This is a genomic window from Pseudidiomarina sediminum DSM 21906 (assembly GCF_000423165.1).
GTDB lineage: Bacteria > Pseudomonadota > Gammaproteobacteria > Enterobacterales > Alteromonadaceae > Pseudidiomarina > Pseudidiomarina sediminum.
The window spans coordinates 44256-66164 of sequence record NZ_AUHL01000007.1 but is presented as its reverse complement, the minus strand read 5'-3'; the positions used below and the strand labels follow the sequence as shown (position 1 = coordinate 66164).

Here is a 21909-nt window from a genome sequence, read left to right as displayed (position 1 = left end):
TAGAAAAGTTGTCACCACCACGCATTTATTTTTCTTCAGGCACAAAAAAAGGCGACCGAAGTCGCCTTTTTACTATCTATCAAAATGGTTTAAACGCCAAACGCCGCCTTCAAGATAAAGAAGAAGATGATCGACATGATGGCACCTGCAGGTAAGGTGACCACCCAAGAAACCACGATGTTACGCACCACACCAAGATTCAGTGCAGCAATACCGCGCGCCATCCCAACACCTAACACAGCACCAACAAGGGTTTGTGTGGTTGAAATAGGTAAGCCAGTACCTGATGCGATAACAACCGTTGTCGCAGCAGCAAGCTCTGCCGCAAAACCACGGCTTGGTGTTAGGTGAGTAATCCCTTTACCAATGGTCGCGATAACGCGTTTACCCAGCATGGCAAGACCCAAGACAATACCAATCGCACCGACAGGCAATACCCACCAGGCCAATTGAGCTTTACTAGAGATCTCACCACCACTTTGAACAACGCTCACCACTGCCGCTAATGGTCCAATCGCGTTAGCAACATCGTTGGAACCATGGGCAAATGCCATCGCACAGGCGGTAACCACCATCAATACGGCGAAAACTTTTTCCACGTTGGTGTAGTGCATGTCTTTGTCCGCTGATGGGTCAAACTTCAAACGACCAATCATCACCTTACCGATGACAAACACAACTGCTGCAACAGCAACCGCCAACAATAGGCCTTCCGCGGTTGAGAAGGTTAAGCCAACGTGCTTCAAGCCTTTCTTAATGGTGACCAAAGCAATCACAAGACCCGTCAATGCCATATAAAACGGCACATAACGCTTGGCCATAGCTAACGGATTTTCTTGATCAAAAATGAGCTTTTGCGCGCTAATAAAAATAAAGTACGCAATCAAACCCGCTATCATCGGGGTGATAACCCAGCTGCCAACAATACCTAGGACTTTTGACCACTCCACCGCATCAGGGCTCACGCCCACCGCAGCAAAACCAACGATCGCACCAATAATAGAGTGTGTCGTTGACACCGGCCAACCCAGATAAGAAGCAATCAACAGCCAGAAACCAGCCGCCAATAGTGCTCCAATCATCCCGAATACCAGCAATTCAGGGGCGTTAACAAAATACGCCGAATCAATAATACCTTTACGAATGGTTGAGGTAACTTCACCACCAGCAAGATAAGCACCAGCAAACTCGAAAATCATTGCAACAACGATTGCTTGTTTAATGGTCAGTGCTTTCGAGCCAACTGACGTACCCATCGCATTCGCGACGTCATTTGCACCGATACCCCAAGCCATAAAAAAGGCAAACGCTGCAGCCATTAGGATCAGCGTGAGATTATAGGTAGAAATAATATCCATTGTGTTCTCCGACCTTAGACTCGTGCAAGCATGAGCTCAAAACGTGCGCCCACGCGCTCGGCTAGGTCCGCGAGATCACCGACCCAATCAAGGATTTTGTACAAAAACATTGCATCCAATGGATTCATATCCTGCTCCATCGTACGTAATTGACGACGAAGTTTTACTTGCAATGCATCCGTATCTTTTTCAATACAGTCCAACTCTGAAATCAGACTGTCAACAATGCGGCGTTCACGCCCTTTAAAGCCAACTTCGAGTAAGTCATCAAACTCACCAATGGTTTGTTTGGCTTTGTCCGTTGCATCAAGGCAACGTGAAAGGTACGCATCAAAGCCTTCGACCATTTCTTTCGGAATTGCGAGCTCTCGCCCAGTCACCAGTCCAGAAATATCTTTCGCTTTGTTCGCAATACGGTCTTGCTGAGACACCAGTTCAAGCAAATCGGTACGCTCTACTGGCATGAACAGGCCACCAGGCAAGTTGAGACGGATTTCCCGTTTGAGGTCATCCGCAGCTTTCTCTTTTTCAACAATCGCAATGCGATGTTCGTCAGCTGCTTCCCAATCACCGGCATAAACTGCCTGAAAGAAGGGTTTTAATGTCATTGCACAGTCATGCACTTGATCAATGTGCTCGATCATTGGTTTGATCGGTGACTTCGCAAATACACCAAGAAACGAGTTTGCAGACATAAAAGTTCGCCTTTGTTGCTGCTATTAGAATCATCGTGTTCCCCCCACAAGAGGAGGTGCGCGCATACTAGCCAAAATGCTTGCCGCACGCAAAGACTTATTCCGCATTGTTTTTGCGAAATAACAGGTTTATTGTAATTCAATACTATGACAAAGTAAGTGCAACCGATATGTTTGAATGGATCTTTTTACCTGAAGCGTGGATCGCACTCGCAACTCTCACCGCGCTCGAAGTCGTGCTTGGCATCGACAACATCATCTTTATTTCTATCCTCGTCGGCCGATTACCAGCCCACCAACGCCATAAAGCACGTCAACTTGGACTGTTATTGGCAATGGGCATGCGCATCCTCTTGCTGCTTAGTATTGTTTGGGTGATGGGGCTCACGGAACCACTGTTCTCGGTGTTTGATTTTTCCTTTTCCGGACGCGACCTCATTCTCTTTTTTGGTGGCTTATTTCTCCTTGGTAAAAGTACCTTGGAAATTCACCATAGTTTAGAGGGCGTAGAAGAGCATCACAGCAGTGGTAAAGTGGCGACCTTTGGCGCCATCATTGCGCAAATTGCGGTCATCGATATTGTCTTTTCCCTCGATTCGGTGATCACCGCGGTCGGCCTGGTGGATTATGTTGCGGTAATGATAATTGCCGTGGTCATTGCAGTATTAGTGATGATGCTGGCCGCCAAAGCCATTGGTGATTTTGTTGACCGGCACCCAACCATCAAAATGTTGGCGTTGAGTTTTTTGATCTTGATTGGCTTTACCCTAATGGGCGAAGGTTTAGGTTTCCACGTCCCTAAAGGTTACGTGTACTTCGCGATGGCGTTCTCGTTGTTGGTCGAGTTGCTCAACATCCGCGTACGTAAGCGAGCGCAAAACCGCCCTGTACAATTGAAAAAGCGGATGACCGAAGAACCTTCAGCCACCCGCTCTGAATAACCCTAAAACGCTCGATACTTAGAAGCTGTAGACCAAGGTCACCGCAGTTTCAGTGTCGAGTTTTTCTTTGCTCGCATCTTCAAGATACGAGTTATGGTTCGCAGCCACTGAGAATTTCAGTGCTAATGAACTGTTCACGTTTGCAGAAATCGAAACTTCAGCACGTGATTTCGTGTTGTCATCACCGATTTCAGTAGACGCCAAAGCGTTAAACTTCGAGTTCTTGGTAATGTCCCAAACCAAGTTACCCGCTAAACGTAAAATCGTGCTGTTTTCTTGCTCTTGCACGATGCCGTTAACGATTGGTTTGTTCACCGAGTAACCCGGACCGATTTCATAATCGGCATAAAGGCTTTCACTGTAGCTATAACGTGCACCATAACCTACAGCGACAGTACCCTGGTACTCGTAACCACTAAATTTGTTTTCTTCATACGAACCAAACACAAACAATGATGAACGACTGTCTGGCTCAAAACGGTAGTTGGACTGACCCGAGACGAAGAACTTATCACCAGTGACTTCAGTCTCACCAGTATCTTGGTCTTCTTGTTTTGAACGGTAATAATCGATCATGCCTTTGTGACGCCAGTTTTCGTAGTCACGCGAGGCTTTCAGTTTGGTTTTGTATGTTTCTGTTTTGGTATTACCCGAGGTAAAGAGTAAACCGAGTTCAGCAGATGCGTCCCAGTCTTTTTTCTCTTCCGTATTCAGGTCGCTCGCATCGTCAAACATAAAGATTGATGCTTGCGCACTGGCGACTGGTGCGCCCGTTACAACCGTTAGAAGGGCTAACGTTGTCAAAGATTTTTTAAAATTCACAGCTACCTCGTATGCATTTGCAGTCCTACCTTTTTTTAGTATAACGCGGTAGGACTGCAAAAAAGAACCCCGATTTAGTTCACTTTAGCGTCTAATTCGCCCTTTTCGTAGCGCTTGAACATTTCTTCGAGTGAAATCGGTTTGATTTTGTGCGCCTGACCAGCACAACCAAATGCTTCATAGCGTGCTTTACAAATGTCATACATGGCTTGCGTTGATGCTTGTAAGAACTTACGCGGGTCAAAGTTTGCTGGATTCGCTGCTAAATGACGACGAATCGCACCGGTAGAGGCTAAACGCAAATCAGTGTCGATATTTACTTTACGTACACCGTGCTTGATACCTTCTGCAATTTGCTCCACGGGTACACCGTAAGTCTCAGGGATTTCTCCGCCGAACTCGTTGATCACTTTCAACCACTCTTGCGGAACTGACGAAGAACCGTGCATCACCAAGTGGGTTGTTGGAATACGCTTGTGGATTTCTTTAATGCGATCAATCGCCAAAATGTCACCTGTTGGTGGACGGCTGAACTTGTACGCACCGTGAGAAGTACCACAGGCAATCGCGAGCGCATCAACGTTGGTTGCTTTAACGAAATCCGCAGCTTCTTCTGGATCAGTTAACAATTGGTCGTGGGTAAGCTTACCTTCAGCACCAACGCCGTCTTCTTCACCAGCTTCACCGGTTTCCAGTGAGCCAAGTACGCCCAACTCACCCTCGACCGAAACACCACAGGCGTGTGCCATGGCTACTGCTTGTTGGGTCACACGTACGTTGTAATCGTAGTCCGCAGGGGTTTTGCCATCATCTTTCAACGAGCCATCCATCATCACTGAGCTAAAACCCAACTGGATTGAGCGCTGACAAACAGCCGGAGATGTACCGTGATCTTGGTGCATCACCACAGGAATATGTGGCCACTCTTCGATCGCAGCTAGAATCAAGTGACGTAAGAACGGCGCTCCTGCATAACTCCGTGCACCCGCAGAGGCTTGCACGATAACTGGACTATCGGTTGCATCCGCAGCTTCCATAATGGCGCGCATTTGTTCAAGGTTGTTAACGTTGAACGCAGGTACGCCGTAACCGTGCTCGGCGGCGTGATCGAGTAGTTGGCGTAATGAAACTAAAGCCATAATTTATCTCCTGATAATGTGTCGTTATGAACGGCGTTAACCGTTCTCTGCGCGTTCTTCCAGAATCGCGACTGCGGGAAGTTGTTTGCCTTCTAAAAACTCTAAGAAAGCGCCGCCACCGGTAGAAATATAACTGATCTTGTCAGCGATACCATACTTGTCAATGGCAGCAAGGGTGTCGCCACCGCCGGCAATTGAGAAAGCCGAGCTGTTCGCAATCGCGTTCGCCAAGGCCTCGGTGCCAGCACCGAACTGATCAAATTCAAACACGCCAACAGGTCCATTCCATACAATGGTGCCAGCATTTTGCAAGATCTTTGCAAACGTAGCAGCAGTATCTGGGCCAATGTCGAACACCATGTCGTCGGCGGCAATCGCATCGACAGCTTTGGTTTGCGCCACAGCGGTTGCGCTGAACTCTTTACCTGTGACCACGTCCGTCGGCACCGGGATATCACCGCCTTTCGCTTGTGCCGCTTGGACCAAGCGTTGTGCCTCGTCCGTCAGGTCTGCTTCATACAACGATTTACCGACGTTATGCCCTGCTGCGGCAATAAAGGTATTCGCAATGCCACCGCCGACGATGAGCTGATCCACAACGCCAGACAATGCGTCTAACACGGTCAATTTGGTCGACACTTTAGAGCCACCAACAATGGCTACCAAAGGTCGCGCTGGGTTGGCTAAGGCTTTACCTAACGCGTCTAGCTCAGCCGCTAGCAGCGGGCCTGCGCAAGCCACGTCCGCATACTTGGCCACGCCATGCGTTGATGCTTGAGCACGGTGTGCAGTGCCAAAGGCGTCCATCACAAAGACATCACATAGGGCAGCTAACTGTTGCGCCAGCGCGTCATCGTTTTTCTTTTCGCCCTCGTTAAAGCGCACGTTTTCAAATACCACCACTTCACCGGCGGCGACATCGACGCCATCAAGGTAGTCTTTGACCAGACGTACAGGTACCGAAAGTGCGTCATTTAAATAGTCAACGACCGGCTGCAATGAAAACTGTGCGTCATAAACGCCTTCTTCAGGACGCCCTAAGTGCGACATCACCATCACCTTGGCGCCGCCCTCTAAAGCACGTTGCAAGGTTGGAATGGCTGCTTTGATCCGAGCGTCAGAAGTAACTTTGCCATCTTTTACAGGCACGTTAAGATCTTCACGGATAAGCACCCGCAAGCCTTCTAAATCGAGATCATCCATCGTAATTACATTGGACATCGTGGCTTCCTCTTCGTTAATCGGCAGCGTGCTGTCTGGCTAGCATCACTTGAGCGGTATCGAGCATGCGATTCGCAAACCCCCACTCATTGTCACACCAGCACAGCACTTTTATTAAATGTTTGTCGGCAACACGTGTTTGTGTGCCATCTACAATACTTGAGCGGGGATCATGGTTGAAATCAATCGATACCAGCGGCTCGTTGGTATAGCCCAGTACCTTTGCCATAGGCCCGCGGGCAGCATGGCTAAGTGCAGCATTCACCGCTGCGACATCAACTTCTTCGCGCACCGTTACGCTTAAATCCATCGCGGTAACGTTGGTGGTGGGCACCCGCACCTGAATCGCTTCAAACTTACCGGCAAAATGCGGCATGATACGTTCGATCCCACGTGCCAACCGGGTATCCACTGGAATAATTGAACGCCCTGCTGAGCGCGCCAACCGTGGGTCTTGATGATAGGCATCAATCACCTGTTGATCATTCATCGCCGCGTGAATGGTAGTGATCGCGCCGCTTTGAATACCAAAGGCATCGTCCAATACTTTCAACACCGGCACGCTGCAATTGGTGGTGCACGACCCGTTTGAAACAATCTGATGCTGCGCACTCAACTGGTCGGTATTTACCCCATAAATCGCGGTAAAGTCGACGTCAGGTGCACCCGGGTGAGAAAATAATACCTGTGGAATGCCCAGCGCGTGATAGTGCGCGCCATCCTCACGGGTACCATGGATGCCCGTGCAATCGAGCACTAAATCTACCCCAAGTTGTTGCCAGTCCAATTGGCTCACTTCAGCCACAGCCGAGATCGCAATAGCGTCATCACCAACGTTTAATTGATGTTCACCAGAGGTGGTCACGGGCAGTTGGAAGCGCCCGTGACTGGTATCGTATTTCAACAAATGAGCCATAGCAGCAACAGGCGCGAGTTCATTGATAGCGACAACTTCAATCTGTTGTCGGTAGCCACGCTCGTAAAGTGCGCGTAACACGCTACGCCCAATACGGCCGAACCCATTCAGTGCAATTCGCGCCCGTTTTACTGTCATTCGCTCAATAACTCCTCAGCAGCATTCACGATGTTTTCGACCGTGAAGCCAAAGAACTTAAATAATTCATTTGCTGGGGCAGACTCACCAAAGCTGGTCATGCCAATCACGCGACCGTTAAGGCCAACGTACTTGTACCAGTAATCCGCGATGCCGGCTTCGATGGCGATACGCTTGCTTACTGCACTTGGCAAGACTTGCTCACGATAGCTTTGTGGTTGCGCATCAAATACATCTGTTGCTGGCATGGACACGACGCGTACCTGTTTACCTTGTGCTTGTAATTGCTGTGCTGCATCCATCGCAAGCCCGACTTCCGAACCGGTGGCAATCAGAATTAGTTCTGGCTGCTCAGCGCTATCAAGTAACACGTATGCACCGCGAGCGACATTCGCTAATTGCTCAGCGTCACGACGTTGTTGCGGCAATCCTTGGCGGCTGAAAATTAACGCCGTTGGGCCATTGTTGCGCTCCAGCGCAGCTTTCCACGCCACCGCAGACTCAACTTGGTCACATGGACGCCAGGTGCTCATGTTTGGCGTCATGCGCAAGCTCGCCAATTGCTCTACCGGCTGGTGCGTCGGCCCATCTTCACCCAAGCCAATCGAATCATGGGTGTAAACGAAAATACTACGCTGCTTCATTAACGCCGCCATGCGAACTGCGTTGCGCGCGTATTCCATAAACATTAAGAAGGTCGCGCCGTAAGGCACTAAGCCACCATGCAACGCCACACCGTTCATAATGGCTGACATACCGAACTCGCGGACGCCGTAATAGACATAGTTACCGCTCGCATCGTCAGCCGTTACGCCTTTCGCGCCACTCCACAAGGTCAAGTTAGACCCCGCTAGGTCCGCAGAACCGCCAAGCAATTCAGGCAACTTTGGAGCAAAAGCGTTCAGTGCATTCTGTGATGCCTTACGACTAGCAATATCTGCTGGGTTGGCTTGCAATTCTTCAATGTACGCTTGAGCATGCGCAGCAAAATCTGCCGGTAAATCGCCCTGCAAGCGGCGCTTCAGTTCAGCCGCTAGCTCTGGGAAGGCTTTGGCATAGGCTGCGAATTTTTCGTCCCAAGCAGCTTCAGCACTTGCGCCTTTTTCTTTGCCTGACCACGCTTGATAAACATCATCAGGGATCTCAAAGGCACCATAGTTCCAGCCAAGTTGCTCGCGTGTTGCAGCAATTTCATCCGCACCCAGTGGCGCGCCGTGGCAACTCTCAGTACCTTGCTTGTTTGGCGAACCAAAGCCAATCACGGTTTTACAAATAATCAGGGTTGGGCGTTGGGTTTCGGCACGGGCGGCATCAATGGCTTGTGCAATGGCGCCAGCATCGTGACCATCAACATCCGCAACCACATGCCAGCCGTACGCTTTGAAACGTTGTACGGTGTCATCGGTAAACCAACCTTCAACCTCACCATCAATCGAGATACCGTTATCATCGTAAAAGGCGATCAACTTACCTAAGCCAAGCGTACCGGCCAATGAACAGACTTCATGGGAGATACCTTCCATCAAGCAACCGTCGCCAAGGAAAGTGTAGGTGTAATGGTCGACAATCTCGTGTGCTGGACGGTTAAATTGTGCCGCCAGTACCTTTTCCGCAAGTGCCATACCCACAGCGTTTGAAATACCTTGGCCAAGCGGCCCTGTAGTGGTTTCAATACCTGGGGCATAACCATATTCCGGGTGGCCCGGGGTTTTTGAATGCAGCTGACGGAAGTTTTTCAAATCATCAATAGTGAGCGCATAACCCGTAAGATGCAGCAATGAATAGATGAGCATTGAGCCATGGCCGTTCGACAACACGAAACGGTCACGATCTGCCCAGTCTGGATTCGTTGGGTTGTGCTTCAAATAATCACGCCAAAGAACTTCGGCAATGTCTGCCATCCCCATAGGCGCACCTGGGTGGCCTGAGTTGGCTTGTTGAACCGCGTCCATACTTAAGGCGCGGATAGCGTTGGCGAGATGCTTGCGCTCAGAAACTGTCGTCATAACGGAAAACCCCGAATTGCTGCTTGAGAAAATTGCTCACTTGGTGCGCGTATTCTCCACAATTCGGGGCTTCTAAGCAAATCAGATGTCGGCGCGAAGCGCTTCTGCTTTGTCGGTTTTTTCCCACGGTAGCTCGTCACGACCGAAGTGGCCGTAGGCTGCCGTTTGTAAATAGATAGGACGCTCAAGATCAAGCATTTGAATTAAGCCATACGGACGTAGGTCAAAATGCTTGCGTACCAAGGCGATCAATTGGGCTTCACTGTATGGGCTGGTGCCGAAGGTTTCGATACTAATTGAGGTCGGCTCAGCCACACCAATCGCATACGAAACTTGGATTTCGCAACGCTCTGCCAAACCAGCAGCAACCAAGTTTTTCGCCACATAACGTGCCGCATAAGCCGCGCTACGATCCACTTTCGATGGGTCTTTACCCGAGAATGCACCGCCACCATGACGCGCCATACCACCATAGGTATCAACGATAATTTTCCGGCCGGTCAAACCACAGTCACCCATAGGTCCGCCGATCACGAACTTACCGGTTGGGTTAATGAAAATGCGTGAAGCATCTTGCGGGAACCACTCTTCTGGCAACACCGGTTTAATGATTGTTTCGATGACAGCTTCACGCAAATCCGCTTGGCCAATACCTTCGGCATGCTGCGTTGACAGTACCACGGCATCAATCGCAACCGGCTTACCGTCTTCATAGACAAAAGTTAACTGACTTTTCGCATCGGGACGCAACCAAGGTAGCGTACCGTTTTTACGCACTTCAGCTTGGCGCTGCACCAAACGGTGTGCGTAAGTAATTGGCGCCGGCATCAGCACATCGGTTTCATTCGAGGCATAACCAAACATCAAACCTTGGTCACCTGCACCCTGCTCTTCGCGGGTTGCCCGATCAACGCCTTGATTGATATCTGGTGATTGCTTACCGATGGCATTTAATACTGCACATGAATCGGCGTCAAAGCCCATGTCGGAATGAACATAGCCGATATCGCGTACGGTTTTACGGGTTAATTCTTCAATATCAACCCAAGCTTGCGTTGTAATTTCACCACCGACCAATACCATGCCGGTTTTAACGTAAGTTTCGCACGCCACGCGCGCGTTCGGATCTTGTTCCAAGATTGCGTCAAGCACGGCGTCAGAAATCTGGTCCGCGATTTTATCAGGATGCCCTTCTGATACTGATTCAGAAGTGAAAAGGTGCTTCGCCATAGTGTTTGTGTCTCTAAATTGAATCCAGACTAAAAAGTTGGGCACAGTTTACAGAAACTATGCCCAACTTTCCACATTTAGACGTCTAAAAGTCTTTATCTCTGTTTTAACGTCGCTAAATCAATCACAAAGCGATACTTCACATCACCTTTGAGCATACGCTCATAAGCTTCATTAATATCATCCATCGCAATCAACTCAATGTCAGAGGTAATGCCATGTTCAGCACAGAAGTCCAACATTTCTTGCGTTTCAGCAATGCCACCAATCAACGAGCCGGCGAGACTACGTCGCTTTGCAACTAAGTTATACGCAGAAGGGGACGGATGTGGTTCAGCCGGAATCCCAACTAAGCACATGGTACCGTCTAAACGCAGTAAACTTAGGAAGGCATCTAAGTCATGTGGCGCTGCAACGGTGTTCAAAATGAAGTCGAGCTGATTCTGCCACGCTGCCATCGCCTCAGGATCTTTTGAAATCACCACATGTTGAGCGCCGAGGCATTTCGCATCATCGACTTTGCTTGCCGAGGTGGTGAACAGCACCACTTCAGCGCCCATCGCTGCCGCCAATTTCACTGCCATATGACCCAGACCACCAAGGCCAACCACACCTACTTTGGTGCCTTTGGTCACACCCCAATGGCGTAACGGTGAGTATGTGGTGATACCCGCGCACAAGAGCGGTGCGACACCGGCCAAATCAAGTTTGTCAGAGACTTTTAAGACGAAGCCTTCGGTCACGGTGATGCGATTGGAGTACCCCCCATAAGTGACCCCACCTGAGTGCTTGTCGGGGCCGTTGTAGGTGCCCACCAAGCCGCTATCACAATACTGCTCATGACCTTCATGGCAGCTATGACAATGGCCGCAAGAATCAACCATACAGCCAACGCCAACAGTGTCGCCGACCTTAAACTTGGTGACCTTATCCCCCACACGCGTGACTTTACCGACAATTTCGTGACCCGGGACGCACGGAAAGACCGTGCCGCCCCACTCATTACGCGCTTGGTGCAAATCAGAGTGACACACACCACAGAACGCGATATCGATTTCAACATCGTGCGCGGTAGGTTCGCGTCGTTCAAATTCAAAGTACTCAAGCTCTTTATCTGCCGCTGGTGCGGCGTAGCCAATCGCTTGTACCATAAACTACGCTCCTTCAATTATTTTTCAGGGTAAAGTAAGGCTTCATTCACCGTTTGCGTCAACGGGTGATAGCCCGGCTTCGCTTGCTGATAAACCTCGCGAGCCCACTTGAGGTTTTCTGGTGTTTTCGCCAATTCGCGATACAGCGGGCTTACCAATTTATTGCGACCTATCGTAAGCAAATAATTACGCAAACGTTCCCGTGCCGGTTCATAATCTTTGGTAATGGATAGCTTCAACCAAGCGTGGGCAATTTCTGCGTTGCTCGATTGGGTAAACTGGAACTGCTCATCCAAGCGCTTCATATTCACGCTCGAAATATCCAACGGTAGACTGTTAATGAAATGCAACCATTCATGGGTCGTCCAGTCCGCTGTCTCCAACTGACCACCTTTCAACCAGCGTTGCATTTGCTTCTCAACTTGTGCAAAGGCGTCCGACGCAGGTTTCGGCGCATCTTCAGGCAAGCCTGGCTGGTGAATCCATTCGTTCACTTTATCCATACTCACCACGTTCGGATGCTTCGCCAACAGGTTCCGCGCTAAGTACTCTTTGAACTGAGCCGTCGAAATACTCTGAAACGCAAAGTCATCGAAGTACTGACGTAAAAAACTATCGAAGGTTTCACGGCCAAACTTTTCTTCCAAGTACATCAAGAACAGTTGTCCTTTCACATAGGGCACATTCGAGAACACATCGTCGGGGTGACGGGTGCCTAACTCAATGTTCAAGACGGTATCTTTAGGGGCTAACCGAGACATATCGTCAAGCAAATCTTGATAGCCCAACGCTTGTTCCATGACCGCACGACGCTCACCAAACAAGGCTTCCATGATGCGATTCTCAACATAGCTGGTAAAGCCTTCATTCAGCCACATATCACGCCAGCTCGCGTTGGTGACCAAATTCCCCGACCACGAATGGGCGAGCTCATGGGCAATCAGATTAATCAGGGTACGGTCACCAGAGACTACGGTCGGCGTGATAAACGACAACCGCGGGTTTTCCATCCCGCCAAATGGAAAGCTCGGCGGTAACACCAACAAGTCGTAACGATCCCAGCGGTACGGGCCATACATGGCTTCAGTGGCTTCAATCATCGCTGGCGTGTCGGCCCATTCCCATGCTGCATCGTCAATGATGTAAGGTTCCGCAAAAACAGCCACATTGTCACTGATACTTTTCACCTCAAGTTCACCAGCAGCAATCGCAATCAAATAAGGGGAAATAGGCTGCGGCATGCTAAAGGTGTATTCGCCGTTCCGCTCAGGACTTAAACTATTATTGGCGCTCATCACTGCCAACATACCTTTTGGCGTGTGCAACTTGGCATCATAGGTCAAACGTAACGCTGGGGTATCTTGGATTGGCATCCAGCTACGCGCGTGAATCGGTTGAGATTGACTAAACATAAACGGGAATTTTTTGCTTTTAGTTTGTTCTGGCGTCAACCATTGCAAGCCGCTTGCCGTAGGCGCTGTCGCATAGTGAATACGTACTTTTTCGCTTTCCTCACCAATGCTGATAGTGAGTTCTTGGCCCAAGGATTCATGTTCATCGCCCAGCTGATGCGCCGTTTCTTGCCACGCGCCATCGACCCAAATCTCGGTTTTCTGAATGCTTAGCTCACGAGTATCTAAATGCAGTTGGCTAGCGTCACCGTGACGCAATAAATCGTAGGTCGCCGTACCGCGTAATTGCTTGGCGTCAAAATCAATGGTTAAGTCGAGTTCTAAATGCGGTGTGGATACCTCATCTAGCTTGGCATAACTATGCGCATCTTCTGCCCAAGCACTGGTTGTTGCTGATGCAGACACGACCACCGTCGTGGCATACAACCATTGCTTCATGTGTTGCTTTATCGCCATTTCAAGTTTCCTTCTGATAAGATGGGGACATTGTTGAATCTAGGATTATGTTATGCGAGTACCGCGAATTTATCATCCTTTGCATGAAAATGAAGAAAGCCAGCCGTTGCAGGTGGGTCAAGTGCTGGATCTATGCGACGAAGCCGCCAATCATGTCGGCCGCGTGCTGCGTATGAGTGAAGGGCAGGCCCTCGTGGTGTTTACCGGAGACGGAAATAATTATCCCGCAACCATCACCCAAGCTGGCAAGAAAAATGTACGCGTGACCATTACAGCCGTTGAAGCTAATGCAAGTGAGTCGCCCCTTGCGATTCATCTTGGCCAAGGGATTTCACGCGGTGATCGGATGGACTTTGTACTACAGAAGTCTGTTGAACTTGGTGTGCACGCGATTACACCGCTATTTACTGAGCGCTGTGGCGTCAAACTTAGCGGTGAACGTTTGCTGAAAAAACAACAACAGTGGCAAAAAATTGTCATTAGCGCCTGCGAACAAAGTGGGCGCAGCTATGTACCGCAAGTGCATCAGCCTGTGAGCCTCGCGCAGTGGCTCCAAGATTTGCCACCAGCCTTGCGTTTAACCCTTGATCCTGAAGCCCCAAAAGCGCTGCGTGATCAACAACTCAGCAATGCGCACATCCAGTTACTTATCGGCCCAGAGGGCGGTTTGACCGACGCCGAAATCGCGCAGGCGGCAACCGCAGATTTTCAGCCTGTCCGCCTCGGCCCGCGTGTCTTGCGCACAGAAACCGCTGCCTTGACCGCACTCAGTGTGGTGCAATATCAATTCGGTGACCTTGCCGGTGTGTCAGTTTAGGAGAGATGTAATGAAACTAGCCATGATTATGGACCCGATTGCTACGGTCAAAACCCACAAAGACACGAGTTTTCGCTTGCTACTTGAAGCGCAAGCGCGTGGGTACCAATGCTTTTATCTCGAAATGCAGGATCTGTCGCTCGTCGATGGCAAGCCAATGGCACAAGCCCGTAGCGTTACCGTTGTCGATCAAGCTGAAGACTTCTACACCCTCGGTGCGGTGGAAAGTCAGCCATTGGCCGATTTCGATGTCATTATGATGCGCAAAGATCCGCCGTTTGACACCGAATATGTGTACGCCACCTACATGCTCGAATTGGCCGAGCAAGCCGGTGCTTTGGTGGTCAACAAACCGCAAAGTTTGCGTGACTGTAATGAAAAACTTTTTACCGCTTGGTTCGCAGATCTCACACCGCCGACCATTGTGACACGCAGTGCCGAGCAAATTCGCGCCTTCCATAAAGAACATCTCGATATTATCTTAAAGCCGCTCGATGGGATGGGTGGTGCCTCGATTTTCCGAGTTGGTGAAGACGGTGGCAACCTTGGCGTCATCATCGAGACCCTGACCGATCATGGCAATCGCTTCGCCATGATTCAGCGTTATCTGCCGGCCATCAAAGACGGTGACAAACGTATTCTTATCATCGATGGCGAACCCATGCCGTACTCCCTTGCCCGCATTCCATCGGCAGGTGAAACCCGTGGCAACCTTGCCGCTGGCGGTAGTGGTCGACCACAGCCGCTGAGCGATAGTGACTGGGAATTAGCACGTCGGGTCGGACCTGAATTGAAGCGCCGCGGCCTGTTTTTAGTGGGCCTTGATGTGATTGGCGATCGTATTACAGAAATCAATGTCACCAGTCCGACTTGTATGCGTGAGATTGAGGCCGCATATTCAATCAATATTGCAGCAAAACTGTTTGAAGCCATCGAGGCAAGAATTAAGGCATAGAGGTTTATGGAAGCTCTGACCAATTTACAAAATCATTTTTTGATCGCAATGCCGAACATGGAAGACCCCTTTTTCCAGCGTTCGGTAACTTACATTTGTGAACATAATCAAGATGGAGCCATGGGACTGGTGATTAACCATCCCGTCGATCTCAATGTTGGCAAAGTACTCGAGCAACTGGAAATTGTAGTGCCAGAGCAATCCGTAATGTTTGAGCAAAAAGTCTTCGCCGGCGGCCCGTTAGCCCGTGATCGTGGTTTTGTTTTGCACGCCCCAAGTGAAGGCTGGCGTAGCTCTGCGCAGATCAGTGACGATGTGATGATCACCACCTCAAAAGATATTTTGGAAGCCATGGGGCGTAACCAAGCACCTGCGGACTTTCTCCTGACCCTAGGCTACGCCGGTTGGGAGTCTGGCCAACTAGAGCAAGAGCTCACCGATAATAGCTGGTTGATTTTACCAGCGGACCCTGAGTTGCTCTTCCACACGCCAAGCGACCAAGTTTGGCAACGCGCAACGGAAAAACTTGGCTTTGAAACATGGCAACTTGGCCCTGAAGCGGGGCACGCATGAGCCAACTTCTCGGTTTTGACTTTGGCACGCACAATATTGGTGTCGCAGTAGGCCAGACCATCACTGGCACTGCCTCCCCCCTAGCGGCGCTGCGCGCCAAAGATGGCCAGCCAGACTGGCAGGTGGTCGAGCGTTTGATCAAAGAATGGCAACCGCAACGCATCGTGGTGGGACTACCGTTGAACATGGATGGCACCGAGCAGCCGCTGACTCAATTGGCGCGCAAATTTGCCAACCGTTTGCACGGGCGCTTTGGTTTACCGGTGGAGCTGCAAGATGAACGTTTGACGACCGTTGCGGCAAAAGAAGAGTTATTTGCCCGTGGTGGTTTTCGTGAACTCAGCAAAGACAAAATTGACAGTGCCGCTGCGCAACTGATCCTCGAAGATTATCTCAGTCATCACAGCGACACTTAATGGGTTATAAATTTTCCTCGGCGTACTGGGCAAGGTTACTGCGCACTACGCCATTGAGATTCACCGTTGCGCTACCGGGATAGTCTTTAAAACGCTCGACAATATAGGTTAAACCTGACGTGACCGCAGTCAGGTAATAGCTATCAATTTGCGCCAAGTTCCCCGAGCAAATAATTTTTGTCCCCGTACCACAGCGGGTAATGATGGTTTTCAGCTGCGATGCGGTTAAGTTCTGTGACTCATCGAGCAATACGATGGCATTTTGAATGCTACGGCCGCGCATAAAGTTCAACGATTTAAACTGAATATTGGCCTTATCCATAATGTAATTCATGCTTGAGTCCATACTCTCATCATGCTTATGAAGCACTTCGAGCGAATCGGTAATGGCTGCCAGCCACGGCGCCATTTTTTCTTCTTCGGTGCCAGGCAAGTAGCCTATCGACTCAGCAATCTCGGGCGTGTTACGCGTTACAATAATCTTTTCGTAGATGCCCTGCTCAATCACCAAATCGAGCGCGGTCGCTAAGGCCAGCAGGGTCTTGCCGCTGCCAGCAGGTCCGGTCAAAATCACTAAATCAATGGTTGGGTCAAGCAACGCATTCATCGCCATCGCTTGATAAATGTTTTTCGGGTGAATGCCCCACGCGGTATACCCCATCATGCGCTCATAGCCCATGTCATGAATACGCACATGGTCTTTGTCGTAGCCAACGACTTTCGCTGCAAAGTGCTCGGTTTCATCAATCAGATACTGATTACGAAAAACCGTCGGCAGCACGTCACGCTCAACTTCATGAAAGGTGTCTCGCCCTTCTTGGACGCTTGTCACCTCACCAACGTGTTGCCAGAAGTCACCTTCAAGCTCAACAAAACCTTTGGAGAGAAAACGAATATCATCGATCAATTGGTCGGTGCGGTAGTCCTCAACATACTTCACACCGGCGCCTTTGGCTTTAATGCGCATGTTGATGTCTTTGGTCACCAACACAATTTTTGTGTCGGCGTGAGCTTTTTGTAACTCTAACGCGGCCTGAATAATCCTATGGTCGTTTTCAGATAGGTTAAGTACCGCCTCCGTTTGCTTCAATTGATAGTCGGGGAAGATTGCAAGTGTTCCTTCCGCCTGATGCGCCCCCTGTACGCGGCTTAACGGCACCCCTTTAATAATTTCTTCAGGACTAGCCTCCTTCAGGGCGTCTTCAAGAGAACGAATCGCGACGCGCGCCTCTCGACTCACATCTTTGTGGCGGTCTTTAATGTTGTCGAGTTCTTCTAGCACCACCATCGGGATAACAACATGGTGTTCATCGAAGTTGAGGAAGGCGAGCGGTTCGTGGAGGAGAATATTGGTGTCGAGCAGATAGTATTTCGGCGTTTTTTCTGTCATGCGTGACCTCAAGCTGCCAAGATGATTTGTTATCGTTATGTTCACGTTCCATGCAATTTAAGACTAGCGCAGATTTCATGAAAATGGTGTGAACATTCAAAAAAATTTCGCTACCATGTGCGCCCTTTCGAGAATGCTTGGTAGTAGAGGAAAACTTCATGGCACAAGAACAGCTGCAAGACTTTGCGGTCGGTCAACGTTGGCTCAGTGAAACAGAGCTAGAACAAGGGCTGGGTGTGGTCACCCAAATTGACGGACGCATGTTAACCTTGCTGTTCCCTGCCACTGGTGAAGTGCGCCACTACGCCAAACAACAGGCGCCGCTCGCGCGCTATCGGTTGCTGCAAGATGAGCGCGGTCAACATGCCGACGGTTGGAAGTTCACGGTTACCGCCGTACAAGAACATCAGCAGGCCTATATCTACCAAGGCGTACGCGAGGACACGGACGAACAAGTGGTGGTGCCGGAGTCACATTTAGCCGCACAAGTCGCGACCCAGCATCCACTTACACGGATCTTAGCCGGCAAAACCGATCGCTTAGATATGTATCGCTTGCGGCAACGGGCCCTGCGTTACTTGCACGACTGGCAACAAACCTCGGTGGCCGGACTCCTCGGCGCGCGGGCACAATTATTGCCCCATCAGCTTTACATTGCGCATACCGTCGCGGATCGCTTTCAGCCGCGCTTATTGCTCGCTGACGAAGTAGGGCTTGGAAAAACCATCGAGGCCGGCATGATTTTACAACGACGCCTGATGACCGGGCGCAGCCAACGTGCCCTCATCATGGTGCCAGATAGTCTCTGCCATCAATGGTTGGTCGAACTCAAACGTCGCTTTGCTTTATCGTTCAGCTTATTCGATAGCGAGCGCTGTAGCGCCAGCCTTGAAGAACACGACAATGTGTTTGACGCCGAGCAACTGATCTTAATTCCACAAAGTCTGATCGACGAACAACAATGGCTCGAACAATTAAGTGCTGCCGACTTCGATCTCCTCATTGTTGATGAAGCCCATCGGGTAGTACCAGAGACGCATTTATTTGCGCAACTACGCCATTTATGTGAACAAATCCCGAGCGTGCTCTTGCTTACCGCAACCCCAGAGCAGGCTGGTTTAGCCGCGCACTTTGCGCGTTTGCAATTGCTCGACCCAGATCGCTTTTATGACTTCGACGCCTTTGTCGCGGAACAACACGACTACCAACAGCTCACGCCCTTGGCCGAAGTGTTGGCAAACGTCGGGGCGGAGAAATTGCTGGACCGTTTACTCGATCACTACGGCACTGGGCGGTTAATGTTCCGTAATAGCCGTGCGCACGTTGGCGGCTTCCCTGAGCGTCATTGCCAAACTTATCCTTTACCGGGGAGCGCGCCAGCGTTTACCGAAAAAGCACAGTGGTTAACTGAGTTACTCAAGCAACACAAACAAGAAAAGTTGATTTTGATCTGCCATTCGGCGCTTACCGTGCAAGAACTGCATGACTACTTACGTGTGCAACACGGTATTCACGCGGCGGTGTTCCACGAGGGCATGAGTCTCCTCGAACGGGACCGTGCCGCTGAGTTTTTCGCCAGCCCGGAAGATGGTTGTCCGATTCTGCTGTGCTCTGAGATTGGCAGTGAAGGTCGTAACTTCCAATTCGCCCATCACTTGGTGTTGTTTGATTTACCGGAGCACCCGGATGTTCTCGAGCAGCGGATCGGTCGCTTGGACCGCATTGGTCAACAACAACCGGTGCAAATTCATGTCCCTTACACGCCTGATGGCCGCGACCATTACTTGTATCAATGGTACGAGGCGATGGACGCCTTCAGTGCGCCAAATGCTGTCGGCGCCATGCTATATGACACCTTTGCCGAAGAGCTTGCTCCCTACCTCACGGGTGACTATCAAGATGAGCTCGGCTTTGAAGCACTGTTAAGTGCTACTCACGAACGCGCAGCGGAGCTCCGTGAACAAATCCGTGCAGGGCGTGATCGCTTGCAAGAGTTAAATGCGTTTCGTCCGCTCCAAGCACAAGCGATTATGACCGCGATTGCCGATAGTGAGCGCAGCGACATCTTGGCCGACTTCATGCAGGAGTTCTGGGCGCGCTTTGGTGTTGACTATGACGAGCTTAATGCGGACAGTGGTTGGCTGCGCCCAACCGAGCATATGCGCGTAAGCCTACCGGGGTTGCCGGACGATGGTATGACGGTAACCTTCTCACGCGACTACGCACTGCAAAACGAGCAAGTCGAGTTTCTCAGTTGGGATCACCCACAAGTACAACATGCCCTTGAGCTGCTCACGCGTGACAGCTTTGGGGCGACTTGTGTCGCCCTCATGCAAAATCGCGCCTTGCCAGCGGGAGCTTGGTTTGTTGAACTGACGTTCAGTAGTCAAGTGACGGCGCCAGCTGAGTTAGTGGCCCACGAGTTTTATCCGCAGCAAGCGATTCGGGTGCTGTTAGACAGCCAAGGTCGTGACTTAACAGCCCGAGTACCAGCTAAAGCCCTTGATCAACAACTACAGTTTGTCGATAAAAAGCAAGGTCGGGCCTTATTGCAACAATTACGCCAAACGCTACAAAGTCATATTCATGCGGCTTGGCAACCGGCCGAACAGGCCCAGCGTGAACGCATTCAGGCCGCCAGCGCTGACGTGCAACAGAGCATGCAACGCGCGCAGCAGCGCTTAACGGAACTACAAGCCCGTAATCCAGCGGTACGCCAGTCCGAAATCGAGGCCTTGCGCGAGCGCCAGCAACTCCTTGAACAAGCACTACAACAACCGCTGTTACAATTGGATAGCGTCCGTTTGATGGTAAACTTACCAGCATGACACTACTCCACTACGCACCGCCAACCGAGCCTTACTTAAGCATCGTTCATCAAGACGATGCTTTGTTGGTGATCAATAAACCTTCAGGCTTATTGAGTGTGCCAGGCAAAGCGCCAGAACATTACGACTCAGCTTGGTCGCGCGTATGCCGTGTCTACCCCACGGCCCGCATTGTGCACCGTCTTGATATGGCCACGTCAGGATTGATCGTGTTTGCCTTAAGTAAAACTGCACAGGCGCATTTACAACGCCAGTTTGAGCGCCGGGTGGTGCGGAAGTATTATCGCGCGCATGTTGCCGGTCAGTTACCCGCGCAACGCGGTGTGATCGACTTAGCCATGCGTTGTGATTGGCCGAACCGGCCACGGCAAATGATTGATCTGATTGAGGGGCGCAGTGCGCAAACGCGCTATCAAGTGGTACAACAACAGCACGGCAGCTCAGAAGTATTGCTATTCCCGATTACCGGTCGCTCGCACCAGTTACGCGTGCACATGCAAGTGTTGGGCACGCCGATTTTGGGCGACAAGTTTTACGCCGATGACGCAGCCTTCGCCGCTGCGCCCCGGTTACTTTTGCACGCCGAAGAAATCGGTTTTTTGCATCCGCTCACCGAGCAGCCGATTAACTTCCACTGCCCTGCTGAGTTTTAATCAACTCATAGGCAGCTTGAATCTCTTGCGCCTTTTGTTGAGCGGACTCGCGCATTTCTGGCGGCAGACCTTGTGCCGCCAGTTTGTCCGGATGATGTTTGGCCATCAATTTTCGATAGGCTTTTTTCACCTCGGCAAAGGATGCATTGCGACTCACGCCTAGCACCGCATAAGCGTCTTCAAGTTGACTTGCGCGACTTGCTCCCGCGCCAGCACCACTGTAGCCACCACTGCTTTGGCCACTGCGAAAACGTTGACTTGCTTGGGCCATTTGCAACCACACATCGAGCTGTTCGCGACGGAAACCAAGGGCTTGAGTGATACGCAGGAGCACGTCATATTCGGCCTGTTCGAGCTTGCCATCATGCAAGGCTAAAATAAGCACTTGTTCCACGAAGAATTGCAGTAGGTCACGTCGCCATGCCACTTGCCGACGGAAGGTCGCGACTTTATTGACCAATGGAAAATCGCTATTTTTACCGTCACGAAACGCCTGTTGCGCGTGCGTTCGTGCATCGCCTGAGAGCTTCAGGTGTGCCATCAAGGCTGAAACATAGTCAATATCTTGCTCGGTGACACGCCCTTTTGATTTCGCCAGATGCCCTAACACCGCAAATAAGGTGTTGATGAATAGCTCCTGAGGCACACCACCGCCAGGGCGCATTGATTGTTGTAGGGCGCGATCAAACCAATGGCCAATCAACACGCCTAGAAAAATGCCCGGCCAACGGAACAACAAAAAACCGAAGAAACCACACAGCACTTTACCCCAAATCATCCACACTCCTCGTG

General features: G+C 50.5%; 19 protein-coding genes. 7 read left to right on the top strand and 12 right to left on the bottom strand.

The window, feature by feature from the left end; all coding sequences use genetic code 11:
- Positions 1-89: 89 nt before the first annotated feature.
- Both G535_RS0103700 and G535_RS0103695 read right to left on the bottom strand, forming a co-directional pair.
- Positions 90-1358, bottom strand: a complete 1269-nt coding sequence (locus G535_RS0103700) for an inorganic phosphate transporter (RefSeq protein ID WP_026860833.1) — start codon at positions 1356-1358, stop codon at positions 90-92.
- A 14-nt stretch (positions 1359-1372) separates the two neighbouring features.
- On the bottom strand, positions 1373-2053 hold the full coding sequence (locus G535_RS0103695) for a TIGR00153 family protein (RefSeq protein ID WP_026860832.1): 681 nt from the start codon (positions 2051-2053) through the stop codon (positions 1373-1375).
- A gap of 170 nt (positions 2054-2223) precedes the next feature.
- Here G535_RS0103695 and G535_RS0103690 point away from each other — a divergent pair, with 170 nt between their 5' ends.
- On the top strand, positions 2224-2994 hold the full coding sequence (locus tag G535_RS0103690; protein ID WP_026860831.1) for a TerC family protein: 771 nt from the start codon (positions 2224-2226) through the stop codon (positions 2992-2994).
- 18 nt (positions 2995-3012) lie between these two features.
- On the opposite strand, the gene G535_RS0103685 is transcribed toward G535_RS0103690, so the two are convergent.
- The 8 genes from G535_RS0103685 to G535_RS0103650 form a co-directional block, all read right to left on the bottom strand.
- A complete protein-coding gene (locus tag G535_RS0103685; RefSeq protein ID WP_245581314.1) occupies positions 3013-3816 on the bottom strand; it encodes a DUF481 domain-containing protein in 804 nt (267 codons plus the stop codon).
- 74 nt (positions 3817-3890) lie between these two features.
- Positions 3891-4955 (bottom strand): class II fructose-bisphosphate aldolase, encoded by a 1065-nt coding sequence (fba, locus tag G535_RS0103680; protein WP_026860829.1) that lies wholly within the window; start codon positions 4953-4955, stop codon positions 3891-3893.
- A gap of 36 nt (positions 4956-4991) precedes the next feature.
- Complete coding sequence (locus G535_RS0103675; RefSeq protein WP_034727553.1) at positions 4992-6176, bottom strand: phosphoglycerate kinase; 1185 nt, start codon at positions 6174-6176, stop codon at positions 4992-4994.
- A gap of 16 nt (positions 6177-6192) precedes the next feature.
- On the bottom strand, positions 6193-7230 hold the full coding sequence (gene epd / locus G535_RS0103670; RefSeq protein ID WP_026860827.1) for an erythrose-4-phosphate dehydrogenase: 1038 nt from the start codon (positions 7228-7230) through the stop codon (positions 6193-6195).
- A complete protein-coding gene (tkt, locus tag G535_RS0103665) occupies positions 7227-9236 on the bottom strand; it encodes a transketolase (protein ID WP_026860826.1) in 2010 nt (669 codons plus the stop codon). Before tkt ends, epd begins: the two co-directional genes overlap by 4 nt.
- Before the next feature lie 81 nt (positions 9237-9317).
- Positions 9318-10466, bottom strand: a complete 1149-nt coding sequence (gene metK / locus G535_RS0103660; RefSeq protein WP_026860825.1) for a methionine adenosyltransferase — start codon at positions 10464-10466, stop codon at positions 9318-9320.
- A 95-nt stretch (positions 10467-10561) separates the two neighbouring features.
- Positions 10562-11617, bottom strand: a complete 1056-nt coding sequence (locus G535_RS0103655; RefSeq protein ID WP_026860824.1) for an NAD(P)-dependent alcohol dehydrogenase — start codon at positions 11615-11617, stop codon at positions 10562-10564.
- Between the two features lie 17 nt (positions 11618-11634).
- On the bottom strand, positions 11635-13485 hold the full coding sequence (locus tag G535_RS0103650) for a M1 family metallopeptidase (protein WP_420834814.1): 1851 nt from the start codon (positions 13483-13485) through the stop codon (positions 11635-11637).
- 52 nt (positions 13486-13537) lie between these two features.
- Between G535_RS0103650 and G535_RS0103645 the strand changes: the two genes are divergently transcribed.
- Genes G535_RS0103645 through ruvX form a run of 4 tightly spaced genes read left to right on the top strand, consistent with a single transcriptional unit; the run spans position 13538 to position 16246 of the window.
- Positions 13538-14302, top strand: coding sequence for a 16S rRNA (uracil(1498)-N(3))-methyltransferase (locus G535_RS0103645; RefSeq protein ID WP_026860822.1), 765 nt, complete (start codon positions 13538-13540; stop codon positions 14300-14302).
- Positions 14303-14312: 10 nt separating this feature from the next.
- Positions 14313-15257, top strand: coding sequence for a glutathione synthase (gene gshB, locus G535_RS0103640; protein WP_026860821.1), 945 nt, complete (start codon positions 14313-14315; stop codon positions 15255-15257).
- A 15-nt stretch (positions 15258-15272) separates the two neighbouring features.
- Positions 15273-15830, top strand: a complete 558-nt coding sequence (locus G535_RS0103635) for a YqgE/AlgH family protein (RefSeq protein ID WP_026860820.1) — start codon at positions 15273-15275, stop codon at positions 15828-15830.
- Positions 15827-16246, top strand: coding sequence for a Holliday junction resolvase RuvX (ruvX, locus tag G535_RS0103630; protein WP_026860819.1), 420 nt, complete (start codon positions 15827-15829; stop codon positions 16244-16246). The genes G535_RS0103635 and ruvX overlap by 4 nt, the downstream gene beginning before the upstream one ends.
- A 4-nt stretch (positions 16247-16250) precedes the next feature.
- Here the strand turns inward: ruvX and G535_RS0103625 are convergent, their stop codons facing one another.
- A complete protein-coding gene (locus G535_RS0103625; RefSeq protein ID WP_026860818.1) occupies positions 16251-17636 on the bottom strand; it encodes a PhoH family protein in 1386 nt (461 codons plus the stop codon).
- A gap of 158 nt (positions 17637-17794) precedes the next feature.
- Between G535_RS0103625 and G535_RS0103620 the strand changes: the two genes are divergently transcribed.
- A complete protein-coding gene (locus G535_RS0103620; RefSeq protein WP_034727549.1) occupies positions 17795-20464 on the top strand; it encodes a helicase-related protein in 2670 nt (889 codons plus the stop codon).
- Positions 20461-21117: a pseudouridine synthase gene (locus tag G535_RS0103615; protein ID WP_026860816.1), complete on the top strand. Its 657-nt coding sequence runs from the start codon at positions 20461-20463 to the stop codon at positions 21115-21117. Before G535_RS0103620 ends, G535_RS0103615 begins: the two co-directional genes overlap by 4 nt.
- On the opposite strand, the gene djlA is transcribed toward G535_RS0103615, so the two are convergent.
- Positions 21089-21895, bottom strand: coding sequence for a co-chaperone DjlA (gene djlA / locus G535_RS0103610; protein ID WP_026860815.1), 807 nt, complete (start codon positions 21893-21895; stop codon positions 21089-21091). The two genes, G535_RS0103615 and djlA, sit on opposite strands and share 29 nt — an antisense overlap.
- Between the last annotated feature and the right edge of the window lie 14 nt (positions 21896-21909).